This window comes from Microtetraspora sp. NBRC 16547 (genome assembly GCF_030268965.1).
Taxonomy (GTDB): domain Bacteria; phylum Actinomycetota; class Actinomycetes; order Streptosporangiales; family Streptosporangiaceae; genus Microtetraspora.
The window spans coordinates 1-12,299 of sequence record NZ_BSSE01000020.1; the positions used below are offsets into that span (position 1 = coordinate 1).

The following is a 12,299-nucleotide window of genomic DNA, read 5'->3' on the forward strand; positions in this document are numbered from 1 at the left end:
TGCAAACTTCTCAAGCCGCGGGCGTACCAGCGCCATCTCGTCAGGTGTCACGACAGCATGATCCCGAAGTAACTCATCAAAATGATCACGTTAAGTGATCATCGATCTAACGAAGTACTACTAGGTCCCATCGGGGTTCGGGAACAACCGCGGGACCTGCCCGGTTCTGGCGGGCATGGGTGATTATGGCAGGGCAGTCGAGTTCGGATACTTCCTCGTCCCGAACGCCGACGACCCCCTGATCGAGACAGCGAAGAGCGCCGACCGGCTCGGCCTGGACCTGCTCGGCGTGCAGGACCATCCGTACCAGAAGCGGTATGTGGACACCTGGACGCTGCTCAGCGTCATCGTCGCGCGCACGGAGCGGATCAGGGTGTTCCCCGACGTCGCCAGCCTCCCGCTGCGGCAGCCCGCGGTCCTCGCCAAGGCCGCGGCCAGCCTCGATCTCCTGAGCGGCGGCCGGGTCGAGCTCGGCCTCGGCGCGGGCGCGTTCTGGGACGCGATCGAGGCGTACGGCGGGCCGCGGCGCGCCCCGAAGGACGCGATCGGCGCCCTGGAGGAGGCCGTCGCCGTCATCAGGGCGGTATGGAGCGCGGAGTCCAATCTGCGGGTCGACGGCGTCCATTACCGGCTCAAGGGTGCCAAGGGCGGCCCCGCCCCGGCGCACCCGATGGAGCTCTGGCTCGGGGTCGGCGGTCCGCGCGCCCTCGCGCTCACCGGCAGGCTGGCCGACGGCTGGCTGCCTTCGTCGAGCTGGGCCTCCCCTGAGCGCCTGCCCGAGCTGAACGCCCGGATCGACGAGGCGGCCGTCGCGGCGGGACGCCGACCCCAGGAGATCCGCAGGCTGTACAACGTCAACGGCACGATCACGGACGGCGGTTCGGAGGGCTTCCTGCGTGGCCCCGCCGACCAGTGGGCGGACGAGCTGACCGACCTCGCCGTCGGCTATGGCATGGACACCTTCGTCTTCTGGGGTGAAGGCGACCAGGAGACCCAGCTCAGGAGGTTCGCCGAAGAGGTGGTGCCCGCCGTACGGGAGCGGGTGGCGCTCGAACGAGGCGAGTGACCGGCGGGCGTCCGCACGGCTTCGCCGTCATGTGGCAAACGGCTGAAATGCGGCGGATCTTCTCTTTACGATTCGGGGACATCTGCTGCATCCCCGGAGAACGGATTTGAACCGCAACTACCTGATCAAGGACCCCGCCAAGGGGGACCAGTCCGAGTGGCGCCGGAGCAGTGCGGTCTCGGCGAACGAGCGGCTGACCTTCCTCAACGAGGCGAACCGCCGGATAGGCACCACGCTGGATCTCGTGGAGACGGGCCGTGAGCTCATGGACGTCACCGTGCCGCGCTTCGCCGACACCGCGGAGATCCTGATCCAGGACCGGCTGGTCACCGAGGGGGAATTCCCGTCCCGGCCGCTGGACGACACGACGCTGGTCCGGCGGGTGGCCCTCGGCGTGGCCGACGACGATCCACAGGTGTGGGTACGGGCGATCCCGCTCGACGAGGTGGCGGTCTATCCCCCGGCGCTGCCGCACGCCCAGTGCATGGCGACCGGACAGCCGATCATGTATCCCCAACTGGATCTCGATACGGCACGGCTGATCGGCGGCGGTTTCGACCGGGAGACGCTCATCGCGACGCTCCTCACCGGCGCGTCCTTCCTCGCCGTCCCGCTGAGCGCGCGCGGCCGGGTGCTGGGATGCGCGGTCTTCACCAGGCGGCCGGGCGGCCCGCCGTTCGAGGAGCAGGACGTCGCGGTGGCCGAGGAGCTCGCCGCGCGGACCGCCGTCTGCATCGACAACGCGCGCCTGTACACACGCGAGCGCCTTACCGCCCTGACGCTGCAGAGCAGCCTGCTGCCCGCCGATCTGCCCCACCCGCTCGGCATGGAGATCGCCTCCAGGTACCTCCCGGCCAGCGACCTCATGGGCGTGGGCGGCGACTGGTACGACGTGATCCCCCTGCCCGGATGCCGTTCCGCTCTGGTCGTGGGCGACGTCATGGGGCATGGCACCAGGGCGGCGGCCACCATGGGCCAGCTCCGCACCGCGGCACGCACTCTGGCCAGCCTGGACCTCTCCCCGGACGAGGTGCTCTTCCGGCTCAACCTGATGAGCCAGGACCTCGACCCGACGCAGATCGCCACCTGCGTGTACGCGGTGTACGACCCGATCACGCGGAACTGCTCGATCGCCAGGGCCGGCCACGTGCCTCCGGTCCTGATCCATCCCGACCGCTCGACCGAGATCATCGAGATGTCTCCGGGACTGCCGCTCGGCATCGGCAGCGAGCCGCTGGAGACGCGGGAGCTGACGCTGCCCGCGGGCAGCGTTCTCGCGCTCTACACGGACGGGCTGGTGGAGAGCAGGCGCCGGGACATCGACGCCGGAATCATGGCCCTGCGCCACCTGCTCGCGGGACCGCTCCAAGATCTCGAGGACATGTGCGATCTGACGATCAACAGCCAGCGTCCCGGGCACGAGCGTGACGACATCGCCCTGCTGCTGGCCCGGGTCCGGGATCTCGACCCCGACGAGATGGCGACTTTCCCCCTGTCCGACGATCCACGGTTCGTCCGCTCGGCCCGCAGGTTCGTACGGAACACGCTGGCGGCGTGGGGGCTGGCGAGCCTGGCCGACACCACCGAGCTGATCGTCAGCGAGATGGTCACCAACGCGCTCAAGCACGGGTGGCCCCCGATCGAGCTGCGGCTGCTTCGCGGCCGGACGCTGGTGTGCGAGGTCTCCGACGGTTCCTCCACGGTTCCCGCGCCGCGCTCGCCCACCCCGGACGACGACAGCGGGCGTGGCCTCCTGCTGATCAAGCGGTTCGCCTACCGCTGGGGAACCCGCCCGACGCCGCAGGGGAAGATCGTCTGGGTGGAGCAGCGCCTTCCCTGAGTCGCTATCTTGACTCGTCTTTTCCCGGCGCCGCCCTCGGCCGCGGGTATCTTCCCCGGCAGACGCCTGCCGTACGGAGGGGAGCGGTGGTGTGAGTGACACGGCCGAGCACGCCGAACTGCTCCGCCTGCGCGAGCAGGTCGCGGCGTCGCGCCGCCCGTGCCGTCACCTCGCCTCCGCCGTCGCGATCACCCTGATCGCTCTGGGATGCGTGCTCGCGCCGGTCGCCATGGTCGCGGTGTGGACGGCGGGTGAGGTGTGGAGCGTCGACGAGGCCGCCGCCGCCCTCGAACAGCGGGGGCTTCCGATGGATCTCGACGTGAAGCTGGCCCACGTCAGGAGCCTGGTGGACGAGAAGATGCCGCGCCTGTCGCACAGCGCCGTCTACCGGGGCCTGTGGACCGATACCGCAAGGGTGGCGCGCAAGGGCCTGCGGGCGATCACGTCCGGCCGCTTCGCGTACTCCTCACTCGGGTGGGTCGTTCCCGCGGCGTCGGCGGCGCTGCTCACTGTGGGGTTCCTCCTGGCGCGCAGCCGCCGCCGGGCCGCGCTGGGGGCGGGTCTGGGCGTCGCCGTCTGCGCTCTCGGGCTCGCGGCCGTGCTGTCCATGGCCAGGAGCGTCTACATGAGCACCGTGGCGTCGCACGGACTCAACCTCGTCGCCGCCGAGCGGTATTTCGACACCATGACGCGGTTCCCCGACGTCGGGCTGCGCGTGCTCATGGTCCTCGGCCTGCTGACGGCGGCCGCCGCCGACTTCCGCCGGAGCCGTCCTCGTACCAGGTGATCCGCCCGCTCCTCACCGCCCGGCGGCGGCGCGCCGACTAGCGCCCGGTGGGTCGCTTGCCGTGGTTCGCCTGCTTCTTCTTCCGTGCCTTCGACTTGCGCGCTCGCTTACCCATGTGGGAACCGCCTTTCGTCGTATGGCTTGTGCCCCCACTCTTCATCACCGCGCCGGAGGCCGTACAGGACCGCCACCGATATCACCATGATTCAACATCACTGCCCGAGGGATGTGGCATAGTTTGTTGGAATCTGTTGATTGGAGTGGTGATGCTGGCCCAGCTACGGCAGCAGGCGATCCTCGAGAGGATCCGCAGGACCGGAGGTGTGCGCGTCGCGGAGCTGGTCCGGGATCTCGGCGTCTCCGACATGACCATCCGTCGCGACCTGGAGGTCCTCGCGGATCGCGGACTCATCGAGAAGGTCCACGGAGGCGCCACGATCGCCGGCGCGGGATCGACGGAGGAACCCGGATTCGCCGCCAAGTCGGCCCGGCAGCAGGCTGAGAAGGAGGCCATCGCCCGCAGCGCCGCGCGTCTCGTCCGGCCGGGAAGCTCGGTGGCGCTGTCCGCCGGGACGACCACGTGGACGCTCGCGCGGCATCTCGCCGACGTGCCCGAGCTGACCGTCATCACCAACTCGGTCAAGGTCGCGGACGTGCTCCACCGGACCGGGCGGCCCGACCAGACCGTGGTGCTGGTCGGCGGCGTTCGCACCCCTTCCGACGCCCTGGTCGGCCCGGTCGCGGTCGCGGCGATCCGCTCCATGAACGTCGACATGCTGATCCTCGGCGTCCACGGCATGAGCGTGAAGGCGGGGTTCACCACGCCCAACCTGCTGGAGGCCGAGACCGACCGCGAGCTGGTCAACGCGGCCCAGCGGCTCGTCGTCCTGGCCGATCACACCAAGTGGGGCACGATCGGCATCAGCACGATCGCCCACCTCGACCAGGCCCATGTGGTGGTGAGCGACACCGGCCTGCCCGACGAGGCCCGCGCGGAGCTGTCCGAGCATGTGGGCGAGCTTGTGCTGGCGGATCCCTCCGGCGCCGGCGAGCGGGAGGTTTCGGTCCTGTGAAGCGCACGATCACCCACATGGCCGACGGGCGGGAGCTGTTCTACTACGACCGGCGGGACGACACCGACCGCGGCGCGACCGATCCCCGCGACCTGCCGCCGCGCCCGCCCGCCTCGCAGATGCGCTACGACCCGTTGATGGACGAGTGGATCGCCATCGCGGGGCACCGCCAGACGAGGACCCATCTGCCGTCCGCCGACGAGTGCCCGCTCTGCCCGGCCCATCCCGCCTCGGAGATCCCCTCCGACTACGACGTCGTGGTCTTCGAGAACCGCTTCCCCTCGTTCAGCTTCGTGGAGGCGACGGGCGACTTCACCGATCCCGGAGGTCTGAGCGAGGCCCGGGCCGGCGTGGGGCGATGCGAGGTGGTCTGCTTCACCTCCGACCACGACGCGTCCTTTGGCTCTCTGAGCGCGGATCATGTCGAGCTGGTCATGGAGGCCTGGGCCGACCGCACCGCCGAACTCTCCGCCCTGCCCGGCGTCGAGCAGGTCTTCTGCTTCGAGAACAGGGGCGCGGAGATCGGCATCACACTTCCCCATCCCCACGGCCAGATCTACGCGTATCCGTACGTGGCCCCGCGTACCCGGCACATGCTCGGCATCGCGGCGCGGTATCGGGACGGTAGCGGGGGTGGCGACCTCTTCGCCGACGTACTGGCCGCCGAGCGGAAGGGGCCCCGGGTCGTCGCGTCCAACGAGCACTGGACGGCGTTCGTCCCGGCCGCCGCACGGTATCCGTTCGAGGTCCACGTCTACCCGCACCGACCGGTGCCGGACCTGCCCGCGCTGGAGCCGGACGAGCGCGCCGCCTTCGGACCGCTCTACACCGAGGTGCTGCGCCGCCTCGACGCGCTGTTCGGGGTGACCATGCCGTACGTCGCGGCCTGGCACCAGGCGCCGGTGACCTATCGGCGGGACCTGGCCCGGCTCCACCTCCAGCTGTTCAGCATCCGGAGGGCTCCGGACAAGCTGAAGTACCTGGCCGGGTCGGAGTCCGCGATGGGAGCGTTCGTCAACGACGTGAGCCCGGAGGACGCCGCCAGGATGCTGCGCGAATCGGTGATAACGGGTTGATCTCTAATACATTGCGACTTTAAGTAGAAAACAACCACGCTTTACCACTACTATCCATCGCACCGGCTGTCACAGCCGGTGCGCCTAATCTCGGGCGCCTCGCCCGGGAGCCGGGGACCCACGACATTGGTGATCTGTCCCTTTTCCGGGGGGATCGCCGTTGCACCTGGGGTGAAGGCACGCCAGTGCCAGGGCTTCTCCAGTCCGAACCCGTCAGCTAACCCGGCCGGCAGATGGAGAGGAGTGGGCTCTGCCCCGCGCGTTCCCGGCGGCCGTCGCGGCTCTGGCCGCCGCCACCCTTGTCTTCGGTACGGCCTCCGCGGCCGACGCCGCTCCCAAGCCGAGCGAGAGCCAGCTCAAGAAGCAGCTCGCCGATCTGCGCACGAAGGTCGACAAGCTGATCGCCGACTACAACACCAAGCGGGTCGAGCTCGCCAAGGCGCAGCAGTCGGAGAAGGCGGCGAAGGAGCGGCTGGCCAAGGCGGAGACCGACTTCGAGTCCGCCAGACAGCAGATGGTCGGCCTCGCGGGTCTGCGCTACCAGACGCATGATCTGGACCTGTTCGGCACGCCCGACCTGCAGGGCTCCGTTGTACTGACCCAGCTCCAGGACGAGCAGGCCGTGCTGGTCTCGCAGTTCGCCACGATCAAGGCGGAGCGCAAGGCCGCGGCGGACGCCGCCGCCGCCCTGATCGCGCAGATCAAGACGCGGTCGGAGGAGGTCGCCAAGCAGCGCGAGGCGGCCGAGAAGCTGATCGGCGACATCACGGACAAGCTCGACCAGCTCATCCCCGTCGCGCCGGGGAAGCTCCCCGGCGGCGGGTGGACACCGGAGCTCCCCTCGGGCAGCGACAACATCACACCCCGGACCCGGCTGATGAAGACACAGGTCGCCGAGCACTTCGACCTACGCTACTCCGTCGGCTGCTACCGGGCCGAGAACGACGGCGGCGAGCACCCACTCGGCCGGGCCTGTGACTTCATGATGAGCTCGGGCGGCTCCATGCCGAGCCCGGACATGAAGGCCCTGGGCGACGGCGTCGCCGCCTGGGCCATCGAGAACGGCTCCAAGCTGGGCGTCAAGTACGTGATCTGGCAGCAGCGGATCTACAACCTCGGCAGCCCCGGCTGGCGCACCATGTCGGACCGCGGCGGGATCACCGCGAACCACTACGACCACGTCCACATCTCGATGTACTAAGACCGGCACGTCTGTGATCTGCGCTTATACGGTCACCTCGTCCTTGCCCCTCGGACCTGACCGACGTGCGAAGGACCGTCCGTCACCCGATCGTCCAGACCACGATGAGGGCCAAGCAGAGCGCCACCCAGATCAATCCGGGAATTACGTTCCGCCAGGTGGCAAAGCTCACCCCGAGGAACCGCTTGCCGTAACCCGGTTGCATCTCCTCGAATCGCTGTGCCCACTCCTCGGTGGCCCTGACCACCTGCTGGGTGTCGTAGCCCATGGCCGATTCCGACGCATCGACTACGATCCGGGTGAACTCCGCGAGCATCTGATGAGCGGTCATTCCACCACCGCCGGACAGGGCCTGGTGTACGCGTCGGGCAAGGTCGTCCACTCGTTCGGGGTTCAGCCCGCCGGGGCGTATGTCGAAACTGGGTTTGTCCGGCACCATGTCTCGATGATCAGGGCGGCAGGCCATACCCGCAACACCCACCTTGCTGCGCGCCTTGGCGGGCGATTTCCCTGCGTGACAAACTGCGTGACAACACCAGCGAACAGTGAAAGCCCAGCTCAGCGCATGAGCTGGGCAGTCGCCGCAGGTCAGCCGTCAGGACAGATCCGATCTCGATGTACCAGACCGGCACGTCTGTGATCTGCAAAGCGGGAGGCCGCTCGCTCGCATCCGGTGATCTCCACCGAGATCATGCGGAGTGCGCGCTCAGCCCGGTCAGCCGGACAGGCGGATCGGGTTCACCAGGTCGGCGTAGATCAGCAGGCCACCCATGACCAGCAGCAGCGCCGCCATGGCGTATGTGAGCGGCAGCGCCTTGGCGACGTCGACGTACCCCGGCAGGGGCCTGCGGCGGATCCGCGCGATGCCGCGCTTGAGGCCCTCCCAGAGACCGCCGACGATGTGGCCGCCGTCCAGCGGAAGCAGCGGGATGAGGTTGAACATCCCGACGGCGAGATTCAGCGCGGCGAGCAGGTTGACAAAGAAGATGATCTTGTTTTCCAGCGGCGCGGAGGAAGCGGCGATCTCGCCGCCGATCCGGCCCGCGCCGACGATGCCGACCGGCCCGTTCGGATCGCGCTTCTCGCCGGAGAAGGCCGCCTGCCAGACGCCCACCATCTTCTTCGGGATGTTGGCCATCGCAACGACAGTCCGCTCGGTGTAGTCCCACATCTGTGCGACGACGTAGCCGGGCCCCTGCTTCTCGGTCACGATGGTGGGGGCGACCCCGAGGAAGCCGACGTTCTTCTCGATCTTGTCCGGGTTGTCGACCGACGGGCGGTCCTGCGCGATCAGGTCGACGCCGACCGTGATCTCCTTGTCGCCCCGGACCACGCCCAGGTCCGTACGGCCGGCGCCGTGCGCGCGGATCAGCGCGGTGGCCGCGTCCCAGGTGCTCACCGGCTTCCCGCCGACGGAGACGATGCGGTCACCGGGAAGCAGCCCGGCCTTGGCCGCCGGGGTGGGCGGGTCGCTGGGACGGCACTCGCGCTGCTGCTCGGTCTGGGTGGCCGGGATCACGCACTGGGACACCGTGGACACGACGGGCTTGGACACCGGGACACCGAAGCCCATCATGATGATCGCGAACAGCCCGAAGGCGAGCACGAAGTTCATCGCCGGACCGCCGAACATGACGATGACCTTCTGCCACCACGGCTTGCGGTAGAAGACGCGGTCCTCGTCGCCGGGCTGGATCTCCTCGGAGGCGACGGCCCTGGCGTTCTCGATGAGGCCCTGCCAGGGACCCGTGGAGACGTTACGCAGCTTGTTCGGATCGTCGGACGGCCGTGGCGGCAACATGCCGATCATGCGGATGTATCCGCCGAGGGGGATCCACTTCACGCCGTATTCGGTCTCACCGCGCCTGCGCGACCACATGGTGGGGCCGAAGCCGACCATGTACTGCGTGACACGGATGCCGAAGATCTTGGCGGGAACGAGATGCCCGATCTCGTGCAACGCGATGGAGAGAAGAAGCCCCGCGAAGAGGACCAGGAATCCGGCTATGTATAGCCAGTTCATCAGCGCGTACCCCCGTGGAGGAGAAGGTGTCTTTCCCTGCGTTGCCTTTTTGAGGGTAGTCCACCGCCCCTTCCCTCAAGGGCGCCAGATCAGAACGAGGGCACAGTCGTCGTTGTGCCCCGACGACATGGAGTTGACGAGCTGCCTGGCGCCCTCACGGTACCCCGAGGGCAGCAGCCGCTCGGCCTCGCCGAGCAGGCGGTCGAGACCGGCGTCGATGTCGCGGCCCGGCTGCTCGATCAGCCCGTCGGTGTAGAGCATGAGCGCGTCGCCCTTGCGCAGCACGCCGGTGTCGGGCTCGCAATGGAGGTCGGGCACCACCCCGAGCACCACGCCTTTGGCCGTGGCGACGTGCCAGGTGCCCGTTCCCGCATCGAACTTGACCACGGGCGGGTGTCCCGCGGAGGTGATGAGGTACTCCCCTGTGGACAGGTCGAGGCTCAGATGGGCGGCGGTGACGAACCCCTCGTCGCCGCGCTGCCGGTGCAGGTAGGAGTTGCACGCGTACAGGAAGTCGTCGACCGAGCCGAGCAGCCCACCGAACGCGCCGGAGAGCATCAGCGCGCGGGTCCCGGCGTCCACGCCCTTGCCCGAGACGTCGACGACCGCGACCTCCACCCTGTCGCCCTGCCGTACGGACACCACGAAGTCGCCGCCGAAGGACGAGCCGCCGGCCTGCTTGAGCACCACCTTGCCGCCCCAGTGCTTGGGAAGGTGCGGCAGCTCGCTCTGCCGCTTGAGCCGGTCACGCAGTTCCAGCAGCATCGCGTCGCCGCGCAGGCCCTGGACTCCGAGCTTGCCGCGCGTACGGGCCATGATCCAGGCGAGCACCGCGGTGAAGGCGGCGGTGATGAGCGTGCCCGGCCCGAGTTGCATGACGCCCCCGGCCACCGCCATGTAGACGAGGGAGGCGACGACCGCGCAGAGCAGGATGCCCAGGCTGCGCAGCCGGAGCTGGAGGCCGCCGATGAGCATCACGGGCACCAGCAGCGCGGGCGCGAACCAGTGCGCGGAGACCTGGACGTCGAGCACCCCTATGAGCAGGGTGGCGACGACGAGGACGATCAGGCGGTGGCGATCCTTCGACGAACTCTTCCTTAGAAAGCGGACAAGCGGCACCAGAAGCGGCACACGCACCAGCAGAGCACGGAGCCGTGGAGGGATGAGCGGCGTCCGACGGGAACTCATGATGACCTCGACTGTATCCGTCCGTCGCCGGTGAGGGCAGCCACTTGACCAATGCCTAGATCACTAAGCACGGAGGGTTATTCGCTGGCCCTCACCCTTTACACGCTCCTACTGTGAGCGGGTGACTGTCCAGATTCGTCCCATCACAGAGTCCGAATGGCCCGCTTTCGCGGCAGTCGATCGGGAGTCCTTCAACTCCCCCCTGCCGCCGGAGGTGCATGATCAGTGGCGGGAGCTGTTCGAGCTGGAACGCTCGCTGGCCGCCTTCGACGGCGATCTCCTCGTCGGCGGCACCGGCGTGCTCAGCCTCACGATGACGGTGCCCGGAGGTCCCGTGCCGGTCGCCGGGGTCACGGCCGTCAGCGTCCTGCCCTCACACCGCCGCCGGGGCGTCCTGACCGCACTGATGACCCGCCAGCTGAACGACCTGCACGAGCGCGGCGAGTCCGTCGCCGCCCTCTACGCCTCCGAGGCCGCGATCTACGGCCGGTTCGGGTACGGCAGGGCCGCCGACACCCTCTTCTTTCGCATCCCGACGAACCGCTCGGCGTTCGTGCCACACGCGCCCGTGGACCCGTCCCTCCGGGTGCGCATCGCCGTACCCTCCGAGGCGCGCGCCGACCTGGAGAAGGTCTTCGAGTCCGTACGGTCAACCCGTCCGGGCCTCTACGCCAGGTCGGACGCCCGCTGGCGACTCGACGTCCTCGGCGACGAGGAGTTCCACCGCAGGGGCGCCGGCCCGCTGCGCTGTGTGATCGCCGAGGACGACAACGGGCCGCGGGGCTACGCCCTCTTCCGCGTCAAGGGCGGGTGGACCGACCACAACGTGCCCGACGGCGAGATCCTGGTGAACGACCTGTTCGCCACCGATCCCGCGGCGTACGCGCTGGTCTGGCGAAGCGTGCTGGACCGGGACCTGTGCGCCCGGCTGCACGCGTGGAGCCGTCCGGTGGACGATCCGATCACGCATCTGCTGGCGGAGCCCCGCCAGTTGAACGCGGGCTGGCTGGACGACCTCTGGATCCGCCTGGTGGACGTCGACCGGGCGCTGGCCGATCGCGCCTACGCCTCCCCGGTGGACCTGGTGATCGAGGTGGAGGACCGGCTGTGCCCGTGGAACGCGGGACGCTTCCGGCTGGTCGCGAGCGCGGGTTCCGGCACCGGCAAGGCGTCCTGCGAGCGGACCGGCGACCCCGCCGACGTGACCCTTCCGGTCGGCGCGCTCGGCGCCGCCTACCTGGGCGGACGTCCTCTCATCCCGATGGGGGCCGCGGGTCTGGTCACGGAGCACAGCGAGGGCGCGCTGCGTGAGCTGTCCACCGCGATGTCGTGGGAGCCGCGCCCGTGGGGCGGTCTCATCTTCTAGGCTCGTCGCATGGCGCTGCAGAGCTTGCAGATCACCGCGGTCATCGCGATGCGGGCGCGGGATGTGTCCCGTCCCACGACCGAGCAGCAGGAGGCCGCCGAACAGCGGCTCCTGCGCGACGAGATGCCGCGGCGCGAGACGCGCCGCGGCAAGGAGCAGTCGGGCGAATAACGCGCTTTACGGCAGGGGCGGCAGCTCGCCCGTCGTCTCGTAGTCGGAGAGCTGGGCGATCCTGCGGGCGTGCCGCTCGGCTCCCGTGAAGGGCGTGGAGAGGAAGATCTCCACGAAGCGCACCGCGTCCTCGACGGGATGCATGCGGCCGCCCAGGCTGATCACGTTGGCGTCGTTGTGCTCGCGGGCCAGCCTCGCGGTGTCGTCGTTCCAGGCGAGGGCCGCCCGGATGCCGCGAACCTTGTTGGCCGCGATCTGCTCGCCGTTGCCGGAGCCGCCGAGCACCACGCCGAGGCTGCCGGGGTCGCCCGCCACCCCCTGGGCGGCGCGAAGCACGAACGCCGGATAGTCGTCCTCGGCGTCGTAGACGAACGGACCGCAGTCGACCACCTCGTGGTTCTGCTCCTTCAGCCAGGAGACGAGGTGGTTCTTGAGCTCGTAGCCGGCATGGTCGGCACCGATGTAGACACGCACCCCCCAAGTCTCGCAGGTGCTCGTCGGAGACACG

General features: G+C 69.0%; 13 protein-coding genes and 1 riboswitch. Of the genes, 8 read left to right on the forward strand and 5 right to left on the reverse strand.

Translation table 11 applies throughout. The annotated features are described in order from the left end of the window. The first annotated feature begins 175 nt into the window (after positions 1–175). From QSK17_RS24440 to QSK17_RS24450, 3 genes are all read left to right on the forward strand, one after another. The gene (locus QSK17_RS24440; protein ID WP_285707537.1) at positions 176–1,066 is read left to right on the forward strand and encodes an LLM class flavin-dependent oxidoreductase; all 891 of its coding nucleotides are present in this window, start codon (positions 176–178) and stop codon (positions 1,064–1,066) included. Positions 1,067–1,172: 106 nt separating this feature from the next. Further along, positions 1,173–2,906 (forward strand): ATP-binding SpoIIE family protein phosphatase, encoded by a 1,734-nt coding sequence (locus QSK17_RS24445; protein WP_285707539.1) that lies wholly within the window; start codon positions 1,173–1,175, stop codon positions 2,904–2,906. 91 nt (positions 2,907–2,997) lie between these two features. Continuing rightward, positions 2,998–3,693 (forward strand): hypothetical protein, encoded by a 696-nt coding sequence (locus tag QSK17_RS24450; protein ID WP_285707540.1) that lies wholly within the window; start codon positions 2,998–3,000, stop codon positions 3,691–3,693. A gap of 37 nt (positions 3,694–3,730) precedes the next feature. Here QSK17_RS24450 and QSK17_RS36460 read toward each other — a convergent pair whose 3' ends face one another. Beyond that, on the reverse strand, positions 3,731–3,808 hold the full coding sequence (locus QSK17_RS36460) for a 50S ribosomal protein bL37 (protein ID WP_373282358.1): 78 nt from the start codon (positions 3,806–3,808) through the stop codon (positions 3,731–3,733). A 151-nt stretch (positions 3,809–3,959) separates the two neighbouring features. Between QSK17_RS36460 and QSK17_RS24455 the strand changes: the two genes are divergently transcribed. From QSK17_RS24455 to QSK17_RS24465, 3 genes are all read left to right on the forward strand, one after another. Next, on the forward strand, positions 3,960–4,766 hold the full coding sequence (locus tag QSK17_RS24455) for a DeoR/GlpR family DNA-binding transcription regulator (protein WP_285707542.1): 807 nt from the start codon (positions 3,960–3,962) through the stop codon (positions 4,764–4,766). Beyond that, positions 4,763–5,842, forward strand: coding sequence for a galactose-1-phosphate uridylyltransferase (galT, locus tag QSK17_RS24460; RefSeq protein WP_285707543.1), 1,080 nt, complete (start codon positions 4,763–4,765; stop codon positions 5,840–5,842). The genes QSK17_RS24455 and galT overlap by 4 nt, the downstream gene beginning before the upstream one ends. Before the next feature lie 71 nt (positions 5,843–5,913). Continuing rightward, positions 5,914–6,088, forward strand: a riboswitch (cyclic di-AMP (ydaO/yuaA leader). Between the two features lie 268 nt (positions 6,089–6,356). Beyond that, on the forward strand, positions 6,357–7,043 hold the full coding sequence (locus tag QSK17_RS24465; RefSeq protein ID WP_285707544.1) for a VldE C-terminal domain-containing protein: 687 nt from the start codon (positions 6,357–6,359) through the stop codon (positions 7,041–7,043). Between the two features lie 82 nt (positions 7,044–7,125). Here QSK17_RS24465 and QSK17_RS24470 read toward each other — a convergent pair whose 3' ends face one another. The 3 genes from QSK17_RS24470 to QSK17_RS24480 all read right to left on the reverse strand — a co-directional run bounded on the left by QSK17_RS24470 (position 7,126) and on the right by QSK17_RS24480 (position 10,254). Beyond that, positions 7,126–7,482, reverse strand: coding sequence for a hypothetical protein (locus tag QSK17_RS24470; RefSeq protein WP_285707545.1), 357 nt, complete (start codon positions 7,480–7,482; stop codon positions 7,126–7,128). 276 nt (positions 7,483–7,758) lie between these two features. Next, positions 7,759–9,066, reverse strand: coding sequence for a M50 family metallopeptidase (locus QSK17_RS24475; protein WP_285707546.1), 1,308 nt, complete (start codon positions 9,064–9,066; stop codon positions 7,759–7,761). A gap of 75 nt (positions 9,067–9,141) precedes the next feature. Then, positions 9,142–10,254, reverse strand: a complete 1,113-nt coding sequence (locus QSK17_RS24480) for a PP2C family protein-serine/threonine phosphatase (RefSeq protein WP_285707548.1) — start codon at positions 10,252–10,254, stop codon at positions 9,142–9,144. Positions 10,255–10,375: 121 nt separating this feature from the next. On the opposite strand from QSK17_RS24480, the gene QSK17_RS24485 reads away from it, so the two are divergent. Both QSK17_RS24485 and QSK17_RS24490 read left to right on the forward strand, forming a co-directional pair. Then, the gene (locus QSK17_RS24485; RefSeq protein ID WP_285707549.1) at positions 10,376–11,620 is read left to right on the forward strand and encodes a GNAT family N-acetyltransferase; all 1,245 of its coding nucleotides are present in this window, start codon (positions 10,376–10,378) and stop codon (positions 11,618–11,620) included. A gap of 9 nt (positions 11,621–11,629) precedes the next feature. Further along, on the forward strand, positions 11,630–11,791 hold the full coding sequence (locus tag QSK17_RS24490; protein ID WP_285707551.1) for a hypothetical protein: 162 nt from the start codon (positions 11,630–11,632) through the stop codon (positions 11,789–11,791). A 6-nt stretch (positions 11,792–11,797) separates the two neighbouring features. Here the strand turns inward: QSK17_RS24490 and QSK17_RS24495 are convergent, their stop codons facing one another. Beyond that, entirely contained in the window at positions 11,798–12,265 is a 468-nt protein-coding gene (locus tag QSK17_RS24495) for a ribose-5-phosphate isomerase (protein ID WP_285707554.1), read from the reverse strand. Positions 12,266–12,299: the final 34 nt, after the last annotated feature.